Here is an 18,958-nt window from a genome sequence, read left to right on the forward strand (position 1 = left end):
TGTCGTCCGTTACGCCCGAAGTCGCAACCGTTGCAGCCAGGACGAAGTGGCGCCCAAGGCGTCACGCAATTGTTGGGCAGTGATGGTGCGTTCTGCCGCATTGAAGCTCAGCGCGGTTCGCAGCGCTGGCCAGCCGTGTTTCGGTAAGTTCGCCGGGGCTCGCAGCTCGCGCTCCAGGTGCTCGTCGCGGGCCTGGGTCGAGGGCAAGCGGCGGAACGGGTGTTTGCCGCTCGCCAGTTCATAGATCACGCAAGCCACGCCGTACACGTCCGCGCTGGCCGACAACGGTTGGCCCTCAAGCAGTTCGGGGGCGGCGTAGCCCGGGGTCCAGGCGTTGAAGCGCTCGCGGCTCAGGTGCGGCAGGCCGGGCAACACGCCCTCGTCTGCCTGGCCGAGACCGAAGTCGAACAGGCGCAGGCCGTCTTCGCTGAGCATGACATTGCTCGGTTTCATGTCACCGTGCAGCACGCCGCGACGGTGGGCGTAGGCCAGCGTGTCGAGCAGCGGCAACGCGATGTCGCGCGTTTCTTTCCACGGCAGGCCGAGAGGCCGCTCGCAGAGCAATTTGTCCAGGGTCAGGCCACGCATGTATTCCATGGTGATAAAGGCCCGCTGGCAGTCGGTATCGACTTCAAAAGTGTGCGCACGCACGACGTTGTCGTGGCGCAGGCGTCGGGTCAGGGCGAACTCGCTGTAAAGCAAGGCACTGGCGTCCGGCGATTCGGCAAATTCTTCGCTGAGGATTTTCAGCGCAATGTAAGGGTCGGGATCGCCGAACTGCTCGTGCAGCAGATCCCGTGCCCGATAGACCGCGCCCATGCCGCCCGCCCCGAGCAGACGCTCGAGGTGGTAGCGGCCGGCGAGTACGTCCGGCAGTGCACCGATGCTGGCCTTGGTCGGCGCCAGCAACGGCTCGGCGTTGTTTGCCTTGGCGAAGGCGAAGTAGGTCAGGTTGCTGGCCTGCTCTTCGCTCATCAGCAAGTCATCGACTGAGGATTCGATTTCAGTCATTGGCGGATCACCACGGCAGTCAGGTTATCCCGGGCGGCGCCACGCAGGGCGCCGTCGAACAGACGTTCCAGCGCCACATGCGGCGCGCTGAGGCTGAGGGCGTTGCCGAGGGCATCGCTGCTCAGGCCCTGATACAAACCATCGCTGCACAGCAAAAACGCATCGCCCGGATAGACCTCGAGTTCGAGGACATCCAGGGTCAGCTGTTCGGCGGCGCCGACGGCTCGGGTCAAGGCTTGAGCCGCCGGGTGTGCTGCCGCCTGTTCGACGCTCATCTGTTGCTCGTCGATCAGTTGCTGCTGCAGCGAATGATCCTTGGACAGCTGATACAGCCGCTGCCCGCGCCACATGTAACAACGGCTGTCGCCGGCCCAGATGCAGGCCGCGCGGTTGCCTTCCACCAGCAGCGCCACAACGGTGCTGCCCATGATGCTGTCGTGGCGTCCGGCGGTGACCGTCAACTCTTGCCCCAAGCGCCGGTTCAGCCAGTGCAGGCACTGGCGGATGGCTTTGAGGCGTTCGTCGAAGTCCTCGTGTTGCGGCAGTTCAGCCAGGCTGGCGACGATCAACTGGCTGGCGATGTCGCCACCCTGATGACCGCCCATGCCGTCCGCGACCACCCACAGCCCCTGCTGCGGATTGTCGAGGAAGGCATCTTCGTTGCGCGCCCGCACCTTGCCCGGGTCGGTACGCGCCGCGCTGCGCCAGGGACTGGCCACCAGCATCAGAGCTGCACCGGCATACGGAAGGTACGCAGCACGCCCATGTCGAACGGGTTCGGCGTGCGCTGGCTGGTCAGCAGGTAGTTGGCACGCAGGCCACCCACGTCGGCTTTCAGCACCAGCACGTCGCGACCGGTCAGGTACTCGGTCTGCATCAGGTCGAAAAGACGGAACAGCGACCATGGGCCGGAGTTCTTCTCGATACCGATCGGACGCCCGGCCATCTTGTCCATCACCAGGCTGGTGCGACCGTCTTCAGCATCGGTCGGCCACTTGAACGTCATCGGCAGGATCGGACCGTGGCGGTACTCCATGGTCTTGTCGCCGAACTTGAACTCGGAACGGCTCACCGCCGGATCGAGGGTGTACGGCTCTAGTTTGAACTGCACGGTCGGCTCGGCCGGGTTGATCGAGAAGAAGCTCTGGCGAATCGTCAGCGCCGCCGCCATCTGGTCGAGGTACATCTTCGATACCGGCAGGCTGTGACCGTCGACGCTGCGCATCCGGTAGTTGCCCGGATCACCGCTGACGAACGGACGCATGTAGCTGTCGAAGAAGCGATCGACGGTGCCTTGAGCCCGGAAGAACTCGCGGAAGTCGCTGATCGCCACGTCGCTGGTGCTGCTGGCGCTGAACGGATAACGCTTGCTGATGGTTTTGCCATACACGCTGTACAGCTCGTTCTGATAACGGCCGTTCAGGTATTGGTAAGCGTCGTTAAGCACCAGGCGCCACGAGTCTTCGGCCAGCACGTTGAACCACACGCTCAGCGGACGCGGCAGGCGACCCGAGGCTGCACGCAAGTTGGTCAGCGCATCACGCTGGCCGCTCATGCGGGTTTTCGCCATTTCGAACGCGGCTTGTTCCGGCGTGCTGGAACGGGCCAGACCGGACAGTTGCAGTTGCAGGTCGTTGAGCGCGCTGATGGCCGGGGTCAGGTCAGCGGCCGGGCCGTTGTTGTCATCGAGCAAACGGTGCAGCGGCTCGAAGCGGCGTTGCAGCGACTTCTTCGCGGTGTCCGGCAGGCTTTTCGCCACGGCCATCGCCGAAGCCTTGTCCGCCACGGCAGACGCCAGTTTGCCGACCTTGCCCAGTTTGCCCTTCTGCCCGGCCAGTGCATCGGCAGCATCACCGGCTTCATCCACCGGATCGGCAGCTGCCGGGAAGCGCGTGTTCTCGCGCACTTCAGTGAGCAACGCCAGCACCGGCGAGTTGGCCGAAGTCAGGCCCGCCAGTTGCTCGGCGCCTTCACCGGCATCGCTGATCGGCGGCAGCGCCACCTGGCCAACGGCCTCGCTCCAGTAGTTGGCGTAGTCGCGGAAGTACAGTTGCTCCAGTTCGACCATCAGGCGACGCAAGTCCATGTCGCTGATGCCCGCACCTTCGCCCAGCACCCAGTTGTCACGCAGGATGTCGGTGACCAGCGCCGAACCCTGCACCGAGAAATACTGCTGATAACCCTGCTGGGTGTAGAACCCCGGGATCACGTATTCGGTGCCGATGAACAGCGAGCCTTGCGGGCCGAGGTGTTGGCTGAAACGGTATTCCGGCAGGTTGCGCGCCTGCTCGCGGAGCATGCGGTAGACCACGGTGGCCAGCGATTCAGCGCGCAGCACCTGACGTGCCTGAGTCACCAGTTGATCGTTCAGCGGGTAGATGAACGGCTGCTTCAGCAGGCGCTCAAGGTGAGTGTTCAGACCGTTCTGCACCGCGGTGTTGCCGGTGTAGCGCTGCGACCAGTCAGTGGCGACCCAGTCCTTGAGCCACACCGCGTCACGACGGTCTTTCATGTTCAGCATCAGGTACGCACGCAGGCTGTTGAGCAGCTTGTCGCGGTCCTTCATGTTGGCGCGGATCTGCCCTTCGAGCATCGTCGCGACCCGTGGCAGCAATTGCGCTTCGAGCTCGTGCTCGTAGGCTTGCTTGACCACCGGATTGACGTCTTCGCCCTGATACAGACCGCCACGCTCGTGGTACGAAACGTCGCCCTTCTTCGGGAACACCTGAGTTGCGGTGTAGCTGGTGTCGAGGGTTTTCAACACGCCCATCGCGTCATCACGCGGGGTCAGCGCCGAACGCTGCTGAGTCCAGTTCTGCGCCAGCGTGCGCAGGTTTTCCAGACGCTCATAGTTGGCCGAGAAACCACCGGCCCAGAGCATGCCGAACAGCGCCAATGCCGCCAGTGCGCCAACGTACAACGCACGCTGACCCCAATGGATGCGGCTGCGCTCACGCTTGTCGAGGCCGGCCAGATCCGACTCGGGGAAAATCACCCGGCTGAACAGATGATGGATGAAACGCGAACGGCCGCTGCGCAGGGTCGGCAGCACGCCGGCACTCATGCCGAGGCTGGCGCCGATGCCGGCGGTGGTCGCGTCCATTTCCTGCGTCAGGTGCGGAGCACTGGTCAGGTAGAAACCACGCAGCAGCGACGCACGCTGATACCGGTTGCCGGTGAACGCCATGTCGACGAACAGGCACAGACGCTCGCCGATCTGCCCCAGTTGATGCGGGAAGTCGAGGATGCGGCCACGGCGCTGGGTATCGCGCTCGGAGTGCATGCGCATGATCACCTGATTGTTCAGGCGCCGCAGCAGCTCTTCGAACTCGCCGCGCAGTACCGCGACGTCGGTGCCGACCTGATCCTTGCGGAAACTGGTACCCAACACCTGATCGCTTTCTTCGCGGGTCAGTTGATCGAAGAACTCGTCGAACCCGAGCAGCTTGTCAGCCTTGCTCAGCACCAGATACACCGGCACATCGACGTGCAGTTTCTGATAGACGTCTTGCAGACGACCGCGCACCTGGCGCGCCAGGGTGTCGATGTCCTGCTCGCTGCCACCGATCAGGGATTCCACCGGAATGGTCACCAGCACACCGTTCAACGGACGCCCGCGACGACGCTTGCGCAGCAGTTCGAGCAAGGTGGTCCAGGCACTGCCGTCGACTTCCGCGTCCGGCTGTGTGGTGTAGCGCCCGGCGGTGTCGATCAGCACACCGTGGTCGGCGAAGTACCAGTCGCAATGACGGGTGCCGAGGGTGTCGCGGGTCAGCTTGCGGTCGATCTTGTTGATCGGGAATTCCAGCCCGGAGAAGTCCAGCAGGCTGGTCTTGCCGGAGGCCTGCGGACCGATCAGCAGGTACCACGGCAAATCGTTGCGCCAGCGTTCGCTGCGGCCGCGATACAGGCTCGAAGTCTTCAGGGTTTTCAGCGCGTCCTTGAAGCGCGCCTTCAACTCTTTCTGCTCTTCTTCGATCAGCTCGTCACGACGGATGCGATCCTGGCCATCTTCGGTTTCTTCGACGGCTTTCTTGCGGATGCCCGCGCGCCAGCTGACGAAGACCATGGTCAGGCCCCAGATCAGGAACAACACGGCGATGGTCAGCAGACGCGAGGTCGCGCTTTCCCAGAACTTGTAGTCATCCACCGCCAACAACGGGCCGACGAACCACACCAGCAGCGCCACGAACAGCACCAGCAGCAGGGTCCAGACCCAGGTCTGGCGCAGGAAAGCGCCGACTTTCTTGAAAAACTTTTTCATCACACGTCCCTGTTTACGGCTGCGACTGCGGTTGCACCGCGGCCGGATCAAGCGGCTGATAAGGTTGCAGAACGGTGTCGCGCTGCTCGCCCAGGACCCAGGCGAAGCCCGAATACATCACCACCAGGCAGACCAACGTGAACAGCACCACCATCCACGCCGGCACGATGCGCACCAGGTTGCGGCGCTGATCGTTGAGGCCTTCCCAGTGCGGCGACAACTCGCGCGGCACGTCGCCACGCAACTGACGGATCTGCCGGTACAGGGCGTCGCGGATGCCTTCAAGCTCAAGCATGCCACGGGCCTGCACGCGGTACTTGCCCTCGAAACCAAGGGACAGGCACAGGTACATCAGCTCGAGCATCGGCAGGTGTTTGACCGGGTTCTTCGACAGGCGATCGAGCAGCTGGAAGAACTTCTCGCCACCGAAGGTCTCGTTGTGGAAGCTGCTGAGCAGGCTCATCTGCGACCACTCGCTTTCGTTGCCCCACGGCGTAGTCACCACAGCTTCGTCGACCACGGTGCAGAGCACGTAACGCGCGGCCATCACCTGGCTGCTTTCGGCGCCGTTGTGCAGGGCGCGCACTTCGAACAGTTTGAGCCCGGCGGTCAGGCGCTCGTTGAGCGCGTAGAGGTCTTCGCGAGTTTCGCTGTGCTTGAGGCGCACCACTTCCGAGAGCAGTTCGGACGACGCCGCCACCAGCGAATTGAGGCTGATGTTGAACGCCTCCGCCGGGCGCAGGCGCGCGGCGTAGATCATCCGTTCTTCCAGTTGCTCGAAGCGCGGCGGCGCGGCGAAGTCGGTCAGCGGACTGGCTGCCGGTCCGTGGCCCTGACGATCGAGCAGGACGGTTTTGTCGTCCTGGTTGTAATCCGTTTCCTTGATCATGGCGGTCAGTTCCTGATGGCCCAGAATTTCAGTTCAAGCTCGGCGAATTCGCCGGACACGTGGAACGCGAAGCCGCCGGAGCGCTCGAGCTGCGCCAGGTCTTCGGAACTGAGTTCGAGGATGAAGTAGGTTTTGTTCGAGTGGAACGCGATCTGCCGCGGGGCCACCGGCAACGGTTTGACCTTGATCCCCGGCAGGTGCAGGTTGACCAGTTGGCGGATGCGCTCCACCGGGCCGACCTTGAGGTGCGCCGGCAAGCGGTGGCGCAGTTCTTCGGAGTCGCAGTTGGCACTCGCCGCCAGCACGAACGACGCCGAGCCGAGCAGTTTGTGGTCGTGCAACGGCGACACGATGATGCCGTACTGACGCGCTTGCAGGATCAGCTCGATAGCGTGCTGTTCGAGCACCATCGACAGCACCTGACGAATCGCTTCCATCAGTTTGCGGAAGCTCGCGCCCTGATCGGCGTGGGAATAGCGGCTGTCCAGACGCGGGCGCTTGCTGTCGCTGGAGAAGGTCGCCAGATCGCCGAGCATGGTCAGCAGCGTGCGGTACAACTCTTCCGGGTGCACCTGCTCCAGACCGAGGTAGTGGCGCAGCAGCAGTTCGGTACGGTTGATCAGTTGCAGCATCATGAAGTCACCGACTTCCGCGCCGCCGACCTTGCCGTTGGAGCGGATCCGCTCGGCAATCGTGTCGCCCCGGTGGTTGAGCATGCTGATGACTTCTTTCAGGCACGACAGCAGATAGCTGGACGCGTGGGCCTGGATGTAGGTCGGCACGAAATCCGGGTCGAGGCTGATCACGCCGTCCGGCGTGGTGTCGAGCACGTCGCAGATCTTCAACTTCACGTAGGCCTGATCGCTCTGCTGCTCGCCGAGCAACAGTTTGAAATCCGGGCGACCACAGCTGACCTGACTGGCGGAATCGTCGCCGGCGTTGGAGTCGGCCACTTCGGCGTCGTACGCGGTGTAACGCGCGAGCACGTCGGACTGCTCCGGACGGCGCGCTTCGATGTGGTTCCCGGTGACCAGCGGCAGCGCCAGGTAAATCGGCGTGTTACCGGTGTTCGGCGGCACGTCCAGCGCCAGCGGCTCGGTGTTGCCGCCGAGTTCGAACAGGCTGCCGTCCGGCAGGATCCCCGAGGCGGCACTGATCACCAGTTTGCCCATGTTGAGGAACTGCAGGTCGATCTCCAGATTGAGGAAACCCCAGGTGTAGCCACCCAGCAACTGGGTGCGGGTTTTCATCTGGTGATCGTAGTAGCGATCGTTGTGCTGGAAGTGCTGCGGCCGCAGCAACATGCCTTCCTGCCAAATGACTTTATGGGTATTCATGTTCAGTCATCCGCCTTGGCGAGCGCTTCATGGGTGTTGCGGATACCGGCCTGATCGAGGGTCAGATCGGCCTCGGTCAGCTCCAGCGGGGTGACCTGAACGGTGTAGCGCCACTTGGTTTCCGGCAGATCGCGGTACGCAGCGAGAACGCCAACGTAGCGGCTGCCCTCCTCCACGCTGAGTTTCATTTCCACGGTTTCACCCGGGCGCAGTTCGAGTTCTTCGCTGGCCACCAGATCCGGGTTGAGGGATTCCTTGGCGCGCTCGTAGAGGCTGAAGAAATCAGCATTCTCGAAGGTCACCGGGTGCTTGAGCTCGAACAGGCGCACGACGATCGGCGAAGGACGGCCGTTGAGGTCCGGGTTGAGCTGATCGCTGCCGGTCAGCTTCAGATTGATCTTGGTCACTTTCGAGTACGGCGACAGCGACGAGCAACCGGCGAGCAGCACCAGCACGGTGAGCGCAGTCAGCGTCTTGAAAAAAGCGGTCGAGCGGCGAGACATGCGCATCATCCTTGGTGGTCGGTGTGGAGGGTGGAGATCAGGCGGATCTGTTCTTCGTAGGCCTGGGCGAAGTCGCGGGCCAGCAGACGCTCGCTCCAGTCATCGTCCTGACGCAGTGCCTGGTGGTAACGGCCGAACGCTCTCCAGCGCCCGCCCGAGGTGGCGATCAACGGCTTGTTGTCGCGCTCGAAACGCAGGGTCAACTGCTCTGGCGAGAAGTGCTCCAGGGTGCCGCGCACGGCGGCGCGGCTGGCGGTGAGCAAGGCCACCTGATGCGCCTGCAGATCGCGGAACGCTCGGGAAATCGCCTGCTCGGCCGGCAAGTGCCCGGGCTTGTGCGGCTGCAACAGAATCTCCAGCGCTTCGCTCGGATCGACGGCGAATTTCAGCGGGTTCTTGTTGGTGCCTTGCACGGTGGTCTGGGCCAGACGCAGTTCGTTCTTCAGCTCCGAACGAGTGCGCAGGCTCTGCTGCAAACCGCCGATGCTCTGGCGCAGCAGACGCGCGGCATTCAGCGCCAAGGCTTCGCGGGCGTCGTGATCCAGACCTTTGACATCCACGCCCAGCGCCGCGCCGAAATGCTCCCAGAAACCCTCGCTCTGCCGCTCGACGACCTTCGGGGCCGGAGCTGGCTCGGGCTCAACCGGGGCGATCAGCTCCGGCACCATCAGGCTTTCCATGTCGATGCGCGCGTAGTCGGCACGCTGACGGGAGTCCTCGGGCTTGGCCGTCGGCGCCAACAGTTCGTCGATTTCCGAATAGACGCGCTCTTGCTGTTCGATCGCGTTCAACGGATCGAGGTCGAGGAAGGCGTCGTCCGGAATGATGCTGCCGGCGGCACGCGGACGGCCAACTTCGCCGTCGAAGGTCGCCGGATCGCGCACCAGCCGTGCACGAATCTCGAAGTCACCGAGCACGTAGGTGCTGCCGTGCTCGATGCGCACCGGTTCGCCCTTGTGCAGGCGTGCGCCGCTGCCGCCGTCCTGGACGCCGTTGCTGCTGGTGTCGGTGAGGAAAAACATGCCTTCGCGGTAGCTGACAATCGCGTGGTGATTGGACAGATGCCGCTTGCGGTCAGGAATGATCCAGTCGCAGTCCTCGCCCCGCCCGATCACGCCGCCGGCCTGTTTGAAGGTCTTCTGGCACAACTCGGTGGGCACGAACTGCTTGGTGTTCAGCATTTCGAAAACCAGTTCCATGTTTGATGCTCCTTGCGGTCACTTGCCGCGATTGACCGCTTGCGGATCACCCAACGGGCGATAGTCGTTGTCGTTGAATTTGTAATTGCCGCTACAGCCGCCAAGGCCGCATAGAACGACGAGGGTCAGCAGGACAGCGTGCCAGTGACGAACAGACATCAGAGGGTCTCCAGGGGTAGACAAAGCACAAAGCGCCGACCCTTGCGGGCGGCGCTGAAATTAATTCTTTGGGTGGTCTCGAAGGCTCTACATCGGGGCCTTCGAGCCACCAGAAGGGATATACCGATCCTCTGTGGCGAGGGAGCTTGCTCCCGCCGGGGTGCGCAGCAGCCCCAAAACCAGACACCGTGGTGCATCAGGGAAACCGGGTGGACCGGATTGCGACTGCTGCGCAGCCGAGCGGGAGCAAGCTCCCTCGCCACAGGAAATCTGCAAGCCCCAAGCAAATCATTGGCCACAGGAATACGGCTCGACGCAGCGATCAGTTTCAGATCAACCATCGAAGTCACCCAGGTTGATATTCAACCGCCCGAGGCGGTACAGCAGGGTGCGGCGCGGCAGGCCCAGTTCGCGGGCGGCGAGGGTCTGGTTGCCGTCGTTCTTGCGCAGGCAGTCGAGCAACAACGTGCGTTCGACTTTTTCCAGGCGCTCGCGGAGATTCAGGCCGCTGTGGTCTTCGGGCATCGGCTCCATGCGCAGGGAGAAATGCTCGGCCAGCAATTCGCCGCCCTCGCACAACAGCACCGCGCGTTCGACCAGTGCCTTGAGTTCGCGCACGTTGCCGGGGAAGGTGTAACCGGACAGGTGTTCCAGCGCCGCGCTCGACCAGCGCACCGGATCACGCTGCAAATATGCGCAGGTCTTCTCGGCAAAGTGCTGAGCCAGTTCGAGGATGTCGCCTTCGCGCTGACGCAGGGCCGGCAGCTCGATCGGAAACTGCGCCAGTCGGTAATACAGGTCCTCGCGGAATTTGCCTTCGCTGACCAGCGTCGACAGATCGCGGTGCGTCGCGGCGATGATGCGCACATCGATTTTGTGCGTGTCGTTGGAACCCAGCGGACGAATCTCGCCCTCCTGCAACACCCGCAGAATCTTCGCTTGCAGCGACAGCGGCATGTCGCCGATCTCGTCGAGCAACAGCGTGCCACCGTTGGCCGCATCGAACAGCCCCGCGCGGTCACGGTCAGCGCCGGTGAAGGCACCTTTGCGATAGCCGAACAGCTCGCTTTCCAGCAGGTTTTCCGGGACGGCCGCGCAGTTCTGCACGATGAACGCCTGAGAGCGGCGCGGGCCGCAATCGTGAATCGCCCGGGCGACGACTTCCTTGCCGGTGCCGGTCTCGCCGCGCAGCAGCACGGTGTACGGGCTGTGCAGGACTTTGCTGATCAACGAGTGGGTCTGGCGCATGGCGGCGCTTTTGCCGATCAGGCCATAGCCGTTGATGCTCGGCACACTGCGCGCCACCGTGGCCGATTCTGCCGGCGGCTGGCGCAGACGCTGCAGCAAGTGCAACTGACCAAGGACGAACGAGCCGAGCTGGCCGAGTGAATCGGCAAAACCCTGCAGGTCGACGTGACGACGACTGGCGCACAGCAGCAGGCCTTCAACCGCCTTCTGCTGATTGACCAGCGGCACGCACAGCAGCGATTGCCAGGCACCAGCGGTGGCCGGCAGGAAACTGGTTTCGTGCAGGCTGGCACCCAGATCGTCGAGGCAGACCACGCGGTTCTGGCACAGGGCAAACTGCAGCAGCTGCTCACCGTTGTAGTCCGCCGGCAGGCTGGTGGCGGCGCGCGGTTGCAGCGCGCCGTCGAGGCATTCGGCGTTCATCCCCAGGCAGGTGTGGGTGGCGTCGAGCAGGTACAGCTGCGTCAGTTCGCAACCGCTCAGCTCGGCCAACCCGCGCACGAAGTCACCCAGCAGCGCAGCACCGTCCGCCGCGCGCGACAGGCTGGCGAACTGCGCCAGCAAGGCTTCGGCATAGACCAGTGGCTGCGGCACTTGAGTGAACATCACACCCACCTCAGGCGAACTCGCACGTCACGCTGGCGTTGCCGTCGAGCGTGGCATGCACACGCTTGAGGCTTTCACCAGTGGCCATCGCATCGAGCAAGCGGTCGGCTACCAACGGCAGCACGTGCTGATCGAGCAGATGGTCGATCAGACGCGCGCCGCTTTCGCTTTGCGTGCAGCGCTCGGACAGGTGATCGACGAGGTTCTGGCACCAGCTGAAATCCAGCTGACGGCGGTTCAGGCGCTCGCCGAGACGACCGAGCTTGATCTCGATCAGCTCGCGCAGCACCGGGCCACCGACCGGGTAGTAAGGCACCACTTTCATCCGCGCCAGCAGCGCCGGTTTGAAGTGTTTGCTCAGCACTGGGCGAATGGTCTCTTCGAGCAGCTCGGCGGTCGGGCGGGCGCCGTCTTCGCAGAGGTCGCTGATCTTGTCGCTACCGAGGTTCGAGGTCATCAGAATCAAAGTGTTGCGGAAGTCGATTTCGCGACCTTCGCCGTCGTTGGCCACGCCCTTGTCGAAGATTTGGTAGAACAGGTTGAGCACGTCCGGATCAGCCTTTTCGACTTCATCGAGCAGCACCACCGAGTACGGCTTCTGGCGCACCGCTTCGGTGAGCATGCCGCCCTCGCCGTATCCGACGTAGCCCGGTGGCGCACCGATCAGACGCGAGACGGTGTGCTTCTCCTGAAACTCGGACATGTTGATGGTGGTGATGAAACGGTCACCGCCGTACAGCAGGTCAGCGAGGGCCAGCGCGGTTTCGGTCTTGCCGACGCCGCTCGGGCCGACCAGCAGGAACACGCCGACCGGTGCATCAGGTTTGTTCAGGCCGGCGGCAGTGGCGCGCATCGAGCGATCCAGCGCGTGCACGGCTTGTTCCTGACCACGGATGCGCGTGCGCAGGTCGGTGGCAAAACTCGCGACCTTGGCGTTGTGCTCGCGGGCCAGTTGCGCCAGCGGCACGCCGGTCCAGGCGCTGATCACTTCGGCCACCAGACGCGGGCAGACTTCGAAGCTGACCAGACGCTCTTTGACTTGAGCAGCGGTCAGGGCGCTGTGGGTCTGGTGCAGTTCGGCTTCCAGCGCTTCGACGCTCTGGCCTTCCTCGACCTCGGCGGCGATGGTTTCGATCACGGTGCCTTCGGCGTCTTCTTCAACGCTGACGGTCGGCTCGACAGCGGCAGCTTCGCGGGCCTTGGCCAGTTGCTGACGCAGTTCCAGCAGGCGCTCGGCCAACTGCTTCTGTTCGGTCCACAGGGTTTCCAGCGCGACCATTTCGCTTTCCGCCTCGTCGAGCCGCGCTTCCAGCGCATCCAACGCTTCGTGGTCGATCAGCAGACCGGCCTCGGCATCGCGACGCAGGGCCTGACGCTGACGGCCACCTTCAGCCAGTTCGCCACGCAGGCGTTCGAGGCTTTCCGGGGCAGCGGCGAGGCTGATGCGCACCCGGGCGCACGCGGTGTCGAGTACGTCGACGGCTTTGTCCGGCAGTTGGCGACCGGCCAGATAGCGCGCCGACAATTCCGCCGCCGAGACCACCGCGTCATCCCGCAGGTAGATGCCGTGGCTCTTCTCGTAGACCTGCGCCAGACCACGGAGGATGGTCACCGCTTCGCTGACGGTCGGTTCGTGCAACTGCACTGGTTGGAAACGCCGAGCCAGCGCCGGATCCTTCTCGAAATATTTCTTGTACTCGGCCCAAGTGGTAGCGGCGATGGTGCGCAGTTCACCACGGGCCAGCGCCGGTTTCAGCAGGTTGGCCGCGTCGGAACCGCCGGCGTTGCCACCAGCGCCGATCAGGGTGTGGGCTTCGTCGATGAACAGAATGATCGGTTTCGGCGAGGCTTTGACTTCGTCGATCACGCCTTTGAGACGCCGCTCGAATTCACCTTTGACGCTGGCGCCGGCCTGCAGCAGGCCCATGTCCAGCGACAGCAGCTCGACGCCCTTGAGCACCTGCGGCACTTCACCGGCAGCGATGCGCGAGGCCAGGCCTTCGACGATGGCGGTTTTACCGACGCCGGCTTCACCGACCACGATCGGGTTGTTCTTGCGCCGACGCGCGAGGATGTCGACCATCTGGCGGATCGCGCCATCGCGGCACAGCACCGGGTCGAGTTTGCCGTCGCGGGCCTGCTGGGTCAGGTTGTGAGTGAAGCGCTGCAGCAGCGATTCGCCTTGAGCGGCCGGCTTGCCGTTAGCGGCCGGTTGCTCCTGTTGCGACAGGGCAAATTCTTTCAGGCGATCGATGTTCAACTTGGCGAGCAGCGGCTGATAACGGCTGCCGGCGTAGCGCATCGGGTTACGCAGCAGCGCAAGGATCAGCGCGGCATCTTCGACCTGGGTCTGGCCCAGTTCGAGGTTGGCCACCAGCAGCGCGTCTTGCAGCCATTGCACCAGTTCCGGGGCGAACACCGGGTTGCGCGAGGCGCTGTGTTCAACGCGAGATTGCAGTGCGGCGCTCAGTTCACCGGCATCGACATCCGCATCCTGCAGCGCTCGCGAGAGCAAGCCGTTCGGACGCTCCAGCAGCCCCAGCAGCAGGTCTTCAACAAGGATCTTGCTGCCGCCACGGGCCACGCAACGTTCGGCCGAACGTTCCAGATCACGACGGGTTTCGGCGTCCAGCGCCTGGATGAGTTGTTGCAGGTCTACGTTGATCATGGCTCACGTCCTTAATGAATTTTGCTGCCGAGGGTGACCACGCCGTCTGCTTTTTCGCAGCCCAGCCAACTGGTCCACCCCAGGCGACAGTCGTTCTTCTCACCAATGCGCAGTTCGCGGATTTCTTCCGGGCGCAGCACCAGGCGAATGTCGTAATCGAGCGGGTCACGCAAGGTGAACCGCACCAGCGCGCACAGCGGCTGGTAACCGAAACCGATCGGCAGGAATTCGTGGAATCGCTCCCAGTCGAGTTCGGTGATGTGAATGCGGAATTTGCCGCTGCGGTCGCGCACCTGCTCGCCCAGCACCAGGTCTTCACCGAGCAGGCTGTTGGCGCGACCGAGGCGGTTGCGCTGCTCGTCGAGGATCTCCACGCGACGCTCGATGCACTGCTCGATAACCAGGTCCTCGTGCTTGAAGTAGTAACGCAGCACGGCTTCGATCAGCGCCGCCGAGTGCGCGCGCAAGCTGAGCAGCCCGAGGTATGGCAGCAGGCGCTTCCAGTTCAGTTCCTTGGCCTTGCGGATCTCGTCGCCACCCAGACCGATCAGCGCGAACAGCTGCGAGGAGAACGGGTCGATCGCGCCGCTCTGGAAACTGGCGCGATAACGGTATTTGCGCCAGATCGGCAGCATCAACCGTTGCAGGCGATGATGGAACAGGTCGAGGAAATTGCGCGTCGGGTTGCCGTCCTCGCTGTCGCCCAGCGCTTGTTCGCCGTAGAACGCCGGCAGCGGCGAACCGGAGCCGACCAGCCCGATCAGGTTGAAACGCATGCGCGCGCGCATCTGCCCGTGCTCTTCGAAAAACTCCACGCGATCGACGTCGCTGCGCGGAAAGCCCAGGCTCGGGTTGGCCTGGAACTCCACTTGATCGTACAGATCGTCTTCGCTCAGGTACGGGTGCGCCTCGCGCAGCCGGTCGATCACCAGCAGCACGGCCTGAAACAGCGAGTACTCGCGTATTACCTTGGTCAGCCCGCTTAAAGCAGGGGCTGCAGGCCCATACGTGGTGTCCATTGGTACACCTCTCCCTGTGTGCTTTTTACCCGCAGCTCGTGGTACGAATTGAGACTGGCGTAAAGCGCGAAAAACTCGTTAAGAACCGAAGCGAAAACGAACAGGTCGCCTTCGCCGATATACCCTTCGGGGTCGATGGTCAGTTCGGTGCGCAGACCGCGCACCGGCAAGCCACGGTGCAGCCGGTCGACGTGGTGGTGCTTGATGTGCTTGAGGCCGCCGAGCAGGCGTTTGCTGACCTTTTCCGCGTGCTGGTCGTAGTAGCGCGGCAGGTCGTAGGTTTCGAGAATCACCTTCAACGCGTTGACGTCGGCCAGCGACAGATAGTTGAGCGACATGTTGCTGATCAGCTTCCACAGGAAGTCACGGTTCAGCGGCGGCGCAAAGCTCGACGTGGCCGGGGTGATGTTACGGAAACTCAGGAACTCCGGGGTCTCTTCACAGGCCATGCAGATGTCGCCGAGCTTGAGCTTGCGCGGCAGGTTCTGGTTGGTGCAGATCAACTCGATCGACAGGGTTTCGTGGGCTTCGGTGTGACGGATGCCGAAGCTCAGGTAGGTGTCGAGGCCGTCATGCAGCAACGACGAACGCTGGCGGATGCTGTAATGCGGACGGCTGTTGGGCACGTCGAAACTCGGGTCATGCTCGAAGGATTCGAACGGCACGTACTCCTGATAACCGAGGCCGCCGGGCTTCCAGCCGGTGACGGTTTCCAGCGAGAACACGCCGCAGTTTTCCAGATCGTATTCCGCCGGCAGCAGCAGGTATTCATCCTGTTTGCCATCGAGGCGGATCGGCAGCGCGTCATGCGCGAACAGGTTGGCAATCGGCGTGCAGAACAGCTTCACGTTATCCAGGGTCGGACGCATGCGCATGATCCCGCTCTTGCGGATATCGAAACGCAACTCCAGGCCGCGCATCTGCTTGAGGGTGTCTTCCGGCAGCGCCTTGAGGATGTCCAGACCGTTGACGTCGACGAACAGGAACTTGTCCTGGAAGGCGAAGTATTCCTGCAGGTAGCGATAGCCACGGAAGGTGTTCAGCGGATATGGGATCAACGCTTCTTCTTCGGCAAAGCCCACCGGCTTGACCCGGTCACCGGGAATCTTGAACGCCATCGGCTTGCCCGCCACGCCATCGATTGGCTTGCCGGCGCCGTCGAGCGGGATCAGCTCGATGCCTTCGAGGTTGCGCAGCAGGCTCAGGTAGAGCATCTGGCTGATGTAGCGCTCGCCGGCAAAGTGCAGGCGCAGTTTGCTCAGTTCCAGCTCACCGAGGTGGCCGTCGGCGCTCATTTCCAGACGCAGACTGAGCAGCGAACCGTCGCCCTTCACCGAGTAGTTCAGCGCGGCCAGATCCAGCGGCAAGACTTCGGTCGGGTAGCAGGTGCGGAAGCGGCAACGCACGTCTTCGATCGGTTTGCTTTCAATCGGCGTATCGCGCTCGACCACCAGCGCCGGCCCGGAACGCTTCAGCGGATCAAACTGCAGAATGCTGAACGCCGGCAGCGGACGCATGTAGTTCGGCCACAGCAGTTGCATCAGCGAATGGCTGAGCTCGGGCAGCTCGTCATCGAGCTTCTGCCGCAGCCGCCCGGTGAGGAACGCAAAACCTTCCAGCAACCGCTCCACATCCGGATCCCGCCCAGCCTGGCCCAGAAACGGCGCCAACGCCGGACTACGCTCGGCGAAACGGCGACCCAGCTGGCGCAGTGCGGTGAGTTCGCTTTGGTAGTAGTGGTTAAAGGACACGGGTTACCTGCCTGGTAGTGGAACTCATGGAATAACTGTCCTGCGGAGTACGCTCGATGTCCGACCTGGTCATTGGATTGCACCTGCAGGCTGACTTGGCTGAATGCGACCTGCGATGTTTCGCAAAGCCCAACGCAACTCGATGACTTGAGTGGTGAGGATCGCCAGCAACGTGACGCAGCCTTGAGCTACGCCGTAAAACAGGGCTCTTAACGGGTTGTCGGGTAGCATCCAGAGCAGGATGAAGCCCACCATCAGAAAAAGGATGGCCAGCTTGGCGACCAGACCTGGAATTAGCGCAACGATCAGGTTGACGCCCAGAAAAATGTAAAACAGTGCGTAACTCGCAATGCCGATGGCGACACCATGGGAGGTAAATCCGCCGTTAAAAAGCCTGTAAGCATGCACAACCGCGTCATTCAAAAATGCATAAGCCACGCATCCGAGGGCGTGGATTAATAGGCATAGGGCGAGACGAACGTAGCTACTCATGTAAGCCTCAAATTCCCATACCACGAACCAAAGCCATGGATAGCAACAATGGCTACCAGAACCGAAAACGTCATCACACGGTGCAGGCGCGAATTCCGAGCAGCGGGAAAAATTGCTGCCGCGAGTAAAAAAAAGCTCAACAGGGCCAGCCAGCCGAACAGGTCGCTGTCGGCAACAAAGGCGAGGTAGCCTTGAATTTCACCTGCTTCAGATATTTTCATCAGCTTCCAACGTATACCCAAGAATGCCTTTTAATATTTGCTCATAGCTATTTCGCTTTAGCTTTTTCAGAACTTAGGACTTTGCGTTGCTGAAGATAAATAACACCTTCTCCTGAAAAGGCAATTACACTGTTAGATGTGAGTGGCTCGCTATTCTCGTCTCCAAACTTGAGCCATCCTTCATCCCACAACTCACCACTTTCATGCCTGACTTGAACGAAATAATATGGAGGTTCTGACTTAGTCACTTCAATGTATTGACCTCCATCAGCACCACCTCTCCAATGAGCATTTGGATATTCGCTGAGTACATGCGGCTTATCTTCTGAAAAATCCATAAAAAACATTACCCCGAATGCTATCAACAGAGACAGTGCACCAACGGTCATCAGAAAACGCTTCAACCAGATCAATCTTTTATCTCCAACGTATCGCTGCTGAATGTGTAATCCAGATCTGGCTTTGTTTCTTGGAAATCCTCCATATAATCTTTTGGTATCACTGCAAAATAGGATCTTTTAGGCGCACCGAGATCCAGACTATCAACTAAATCAGCCACAAACGTCATACAGTTGTGGCTTCTTATGCTGTACGGTTCTCTATTCATGTTGTCATTGTCTTTTTCTTTATTTTTAAGCCATGCTTCGGCCTGAGAAAAAGCGGCCCCCCTGAGTACAACCCCAGACACATTGCTCGACTGACCATAAGCTGAAGACATACTTCTCAACGTTTTTTTGAGTGATGACTCAGTAATCGCTCCGCCTTTGATCGTCACATTAGGAACAGGGCGTAACCTCACAATTCCCGGTGGACCTGCTCCTTCATAACGCCCGTACTCTCCGTACTTCGTCAGCCCCGTTTTACCGTTGACAATTAGTACACCTGCGTGGCCTAAGTCAGAGAACTTATGACTAATACCCAAAGCCTCCACATGAATTTTGTAGTCCGGAAACACAACAGGAATCACAAAATCATGATCACTTACCAAGTAAATTTGTACTGGGGTCTTATCCTTAGCAGGAGTGGTCGCTACAGTTGCGAGTTTTACGGCTTGAGGCATTTCACTCTCCCCTAACCAACCAATTTGGTATAGCCGAAATTTGTATATTTTGGACTTGAGCTTTTGAGCCCAGCGACTTGGATAGTCCGGTCTCGTCTGTTACGCCTCGAATTTCCGAACCATCCTCAAGCGTAGCGGTGTATGCAATATTTTTAAGTGGGGCTCCCGATACTGGGTCCATTAACTGAACACGTACATCAAAGCCAAATATATTCAACGGAATTGGTGGCACAAACGGCGCCGGCGAGTGCGAATTACCGATAATCACCGTCCCGGAACCTGCCGTGACCTTGTTGCCGTGAGCACCAACCGAACCTACGGTCGCAGCGGGTTTGCCATTGATCAAAACCGTGGTCGCCAGATCGCCAACCAACGCACCACCACACGCCGAGGCATCGCCTTGGCGGGCGGCCGCGAGGCCGTCGAAGAACACGTCGCCGGAACCGGCGGCGATCGGGTTGGTACCGTGGCCAGGAAGTGGGCAAGCGGTGGGGTCGGATACGCGTGCTGCGGGTTTGCCAGACATCGGGA

Annotated in this window: 17 protein-coding genes; all 17 read right to left on the minus strand. The window is 61.5% G+C overall.

What is annotated here, in order from left to right:
* Positions 1-9: 9 nt before the first annotated feature.
* The 17 genes from QRN61_RS06345 to QRN61_RS06425 all read right to left on the minus strand — a co-directional run bounded on the left by QRN61_RS06345 (position 10) and on the right by QRN61_RS06425 (position 18,953).
* Positions 10-1,011, minus strand: a complete 1,002-nt coding sequence (locus QRN61_RS06345) for a serine/threonine-protein kinase (protein WP_096795405.1) — start codon at positions 1,009-1,011, stop codon at positions 10-12.
* On the minus strand, positions 1,008-1,736 hold the full coding sequence (locus QRN61_RS06350) for a PP2C family protein-serine/threonine phosphatase (protein WP_003229555.1): 729 nt from the start codon (positions 1,734-1,736) through the stop codon (positions 1,008-1,010). Before QRN61_RS06350 ends, QRN61_RS06345 begins: the two co-directional genes overlap by 4 nt.
* A complete protein-coding gene (gene tssM, locus QRN61_RS06355; RefSeq protein WP_285373431.1) occupies positions 1,736-5,275 on the minus strand; it encodes a type VI secretion system membrane subunit TssM in 3,540 nt (1,179 codons plus the stop codon). The genes QRN61_RS06350 and tssM overlap by 1 nt, the downstream gene beginning before the upstream one ends.
* A 13-nt stretch (positions 5,276-5,288) precedes the next feature.
* Positions 5,289-6,164 carry a type IVB secretion system protein IcmH/DotU gene (gene icmH, locus QRN61_RS06360; RefSeq protein ID WP_003229559.1) on the minus strand — a complete coding sequence of 292 codons (876 nt, stop codon included), beginning with the start codon at positions 6,162-6,164 and terminating at the stop codon, positions 5,289-5,291.
* Between the two features lie 5 nt (positions 6,165-6,169).
* Positions 6,170-7,501 (minus strand): type VI secretion system baseplate subunit TssK, encoded by a 1,332-nt coding sequence (gene tssK, locus QRN61_RS06365; protein ID WP_007962327.1) that lies wholly within the window; start codon positions 7,499-7,501, stop codon positions 6,170-6,172.
* A gap of 2 nt (positions 7,502-7,503) precedes the next feature.
* Positions 7,504-8,004 (minus strand): type VI secretion system lipoprotein TssJ, encoded by a 501-nt coding sequence (tssJ, locus tag QRN61_RS06370; protein WP_007962325.1) that lies wholly within the window; start codon positions 8,002-8,004, stop codon positions 7,504-7,506.
* Between the two features lie 5 nt (positions 8,005-8,009).
* Positions 8,010-9,203: a type VI secretion system-associated FHA domain protein TagH gene (gene tagH, locus QRN61_RS06375; protein WP_115988609.1), complete on the minus strand. Its 1,194-nt coding sequence runs from the start codon at positions 9,201-9,203 to the stop codon at positions 8,010-8,012.
* 18 nt (positions 9,204-9,221) lie between these two features.
* Positions 9,222-9,362, minus strand: a complete 141-nt coding sequence (locus QRN61_RS06380) for a hypothetical protein (protein ID WP_003229566.1) — start codon at positions 9,360-9,362, stop codon at positions 9,222-9,224.
* A gap of 333 nt (positions 9,363-9,695) precedes the next feature.
* Positions 9,696-11,216 (minus strand): sigma-54 interaction domain-containing protein, encoded by a 1,521-nt coding sequence (locus QRN61_RS06385; protein ID WP_097089472.1) that lies wholly within the window; start codon positions 11,214-11,216, stop codon positions 9,696-9,698.
* 10 nt (positions 11,217-11,226) lie between these two features.
* Positions 11,227-13,884 carry a type VI secretion system ATPase TssH gene (tssH, locus tag QRN61_RS06390; protein WP_282412664.1) on the minus strand — a complete coding sequence of 886 codons (2,658 nt, stop codon included), beginning with the start codon at positions 13,882-13,884 and terminating at the stop codon, positions 11,227-11,229.
* Between the two features lie 11 nt (positions 13,885-13,895).
* Positions 13,896-14,903 carry a type VI secretion system baseplate subunit TssG gene (gene tssG / locus QRN61_RS06395; protein WP_003229570.1) on the minus strand — a complete coding sequence of 336 codons (1,008 nt, stop codon included), beginning with the start codon at positions 14,901-14,903 and terminating at the stop codon, positions 13,896-13,898.
* The gene (tssF, locus tag QRN61_RS06400; RefSeq protein ID WP_285373433.1) at positions 14,867-16,654 is read right to left on the minus strand and encodes a type VI secretion system baseplate subunit TssF; all 1,788 of its coding nucleotides are present in this window, start codon (positions 16,652-16,654) and stop codon (positions 14,867-14,869) included. The genes tssG and tssF overlap by 37 nt, the downstream gene beginning before the upstream one ends.
* 69 nt (positions 16,655-16,723) lie before the next feature.
* Positions 16,724-17,146 (minus strand): hypothetical protein, encoded by a 423-nt coding sequence (locus QRN61_RS06405; protein WP_027610383.1) that lies wholly within the window; start codon positions 17,144-17,146, stop codon positions 16,724-16,726.
* Positions 17,143-17,367: a hypothetical protein gene (locus QRN61_RS06410; RefSeq protein WP_047597110.1), complete on the minus strand. Its 225-nt coding sequence runs from the start codon at positions 17,365-17,367 to the stop codon at positions 17,143-17,145. The genes QRN61_RS06405 and QRN61_RS06410 overlap by 4 nt, the downstream gene beginning before the upstream one ends.
* A 47-nt stretch (positions 17,368-17,414) precedes the next feature.
* Positions 17,415-17,771: a hypothetical protein gene (locus tag QRN61_RS06415; protein WP_256214096.1), complete on the minus strand. Its 357-nt coding sequence runs from the start codon at positions 17,769-17,771 to the stop codon at positions 17,415-17,417.
* A 5-nt stretch (positions 17,772-17,776) separates the two neighbouring features.
* A complete protein-coding gene (locus QRN61_RS06420) occupies positions 17,777-18,427 on the minus strand; it encodes a hypothetical protein (RefSeq protein WP_027610381.1) in 651 nt (216 codons plus the stop codon).
* 1 nt (position 18,428) lies between these two features.
* On the minus strand, positions 18,429-18,953 hold the full coding sequence (locus QRN61_RS06425; protein WP_027610380.1) for a PAAR domain-containing protein: 525 nt from the start codon (positions 18,951-18,953) through the stop codon (positions 18,429-18,431).
* Positions 18,954-18,958: the final 5 nt, after the last annotated feature.

The sequence above is a fragment of the Pseudomonas sp. lyk4-TYG-107 genome, from assembly GCF_030209055.1.
Lineage (GTDB): Bacteria > Pseudomonadota > Gammaproteobacteria > Pseudomonadales > Pseudomonadaceae > Aquipseudomonas > Aquipseudomonas putida_A.

What these genes read in the sequence shown, in the direction of transcription:
- tssM (WP_285373431.1), bottom strand. Translation starts at nt 5,275, where the DNA reads ATGAAAAAGTTTTTCAAGAAAGTCGGCGCTTTCCTGCGCCAGACCTGG.
- tagH (WP_115988609.1), bottom strand. Translation starts at nt 9,203, where the DNA reads ATGGAACTGGTTTTCGAAATGCTGAACACCAAGCAGTTCGTGCCCACC.
- tssK (WP_007962327.1), bottom strand. Translation starts at nt 7,501, where the DNA reads ATGAATACCCATAAAGTCATTTGGCAGGAAGGCATGTTGCTGCGGCCG.
- QRN61_RS06410 (WP_047597110.1), bottom strand. Translation starts at nt 17,367, where the DNA reads ATGAAAATATCTGAAGCAGGTGAAATTCAAGGCTACCTCGCCTTTGTT.
- tssH (WP_282412664.1), bottom strand. Translation starts at nt 13,884, where the DNA reads ATGATCAACGTAGACCTGCAACAACTCATCCAGGCGCTGGACGCCGAA.
- tssG (WP_003229570.1), bottom strand. Translation starts at nt 14,903, where the DNA reads ATGGACACCACGTATGGGCCTGCAGCCCCTGCTTTAAGCGGGCTGACC.
- QRN61_RS06350 (WP_003229555.1), bottom strand. Translation starts at nt 1,736, where the DNA reads ATGCTGGTGGCCAGTCCCTGGCGCAGCGCGGCGCGTACCGACCCGGGC.
- QRN61_RS06420 (WP_027610381.1), bottom strand. Translation starts at nt 18,427, where the DNA reads ATGCCTCAAGCCGTAAAACTCGCAACTGTAGCGACCACTCCTGCTAAG.
- QRN61_RS06380 (WP_003229566.1), bottom strand. Translation starts at nt 9,362, where the DNA reads ATGTCTGTTCGTCACTGGCACGCTGTCCTGCTGACCCTCGTCGTTCTA.
- QRN61_RS06425 (WP_027610380.1), bottom strand. Translation starts at nt 18,953, where the DNA reads ATGTCTGGCAAACCCGCAGCACGCGTATCCGACCCCACCGCTTGCCCA.
- QRN61_RS06345 (WP_096795405.1), bottom strand. Translation starts at nt 1,011, where the DNA reads ATGACTGAAATCGAATCCTCAGTCGATGACTTGCTGATGAGCGAAGAG.
- QRN61_RS06405 (WP_027610383.1), bottom strand. Translation starts at nt 17,146, where the DNA reads ATGAGTAGCTACGTTCGTCTCGCCCTATGCCTATTAATCCACGCCCTC.
- tssJ (WP_007962325.1), bottom strand. Translation starts at nt 8,004, where the DNA reads ATGTCTCGCCGCTCGACCGCTTTTTTCAAGACGCTGACTGCGCTCACC.
- icmH (WP_003229559.1), bottom strand. Translation starts at nt 6,164, where the DNA reads ATGATCAAGGAAACGGATTACAACCAGGACGACAAAACCGTCCTGCTC.
- QRN61_RS06385 (WP_097089472.1), bottom strand. Translation starts at nt 11,216, where the DNA reads ATGTTCACTCAAGTGCCGCAGCCACTGGTCTATGCCGAAGCCTTGCTG.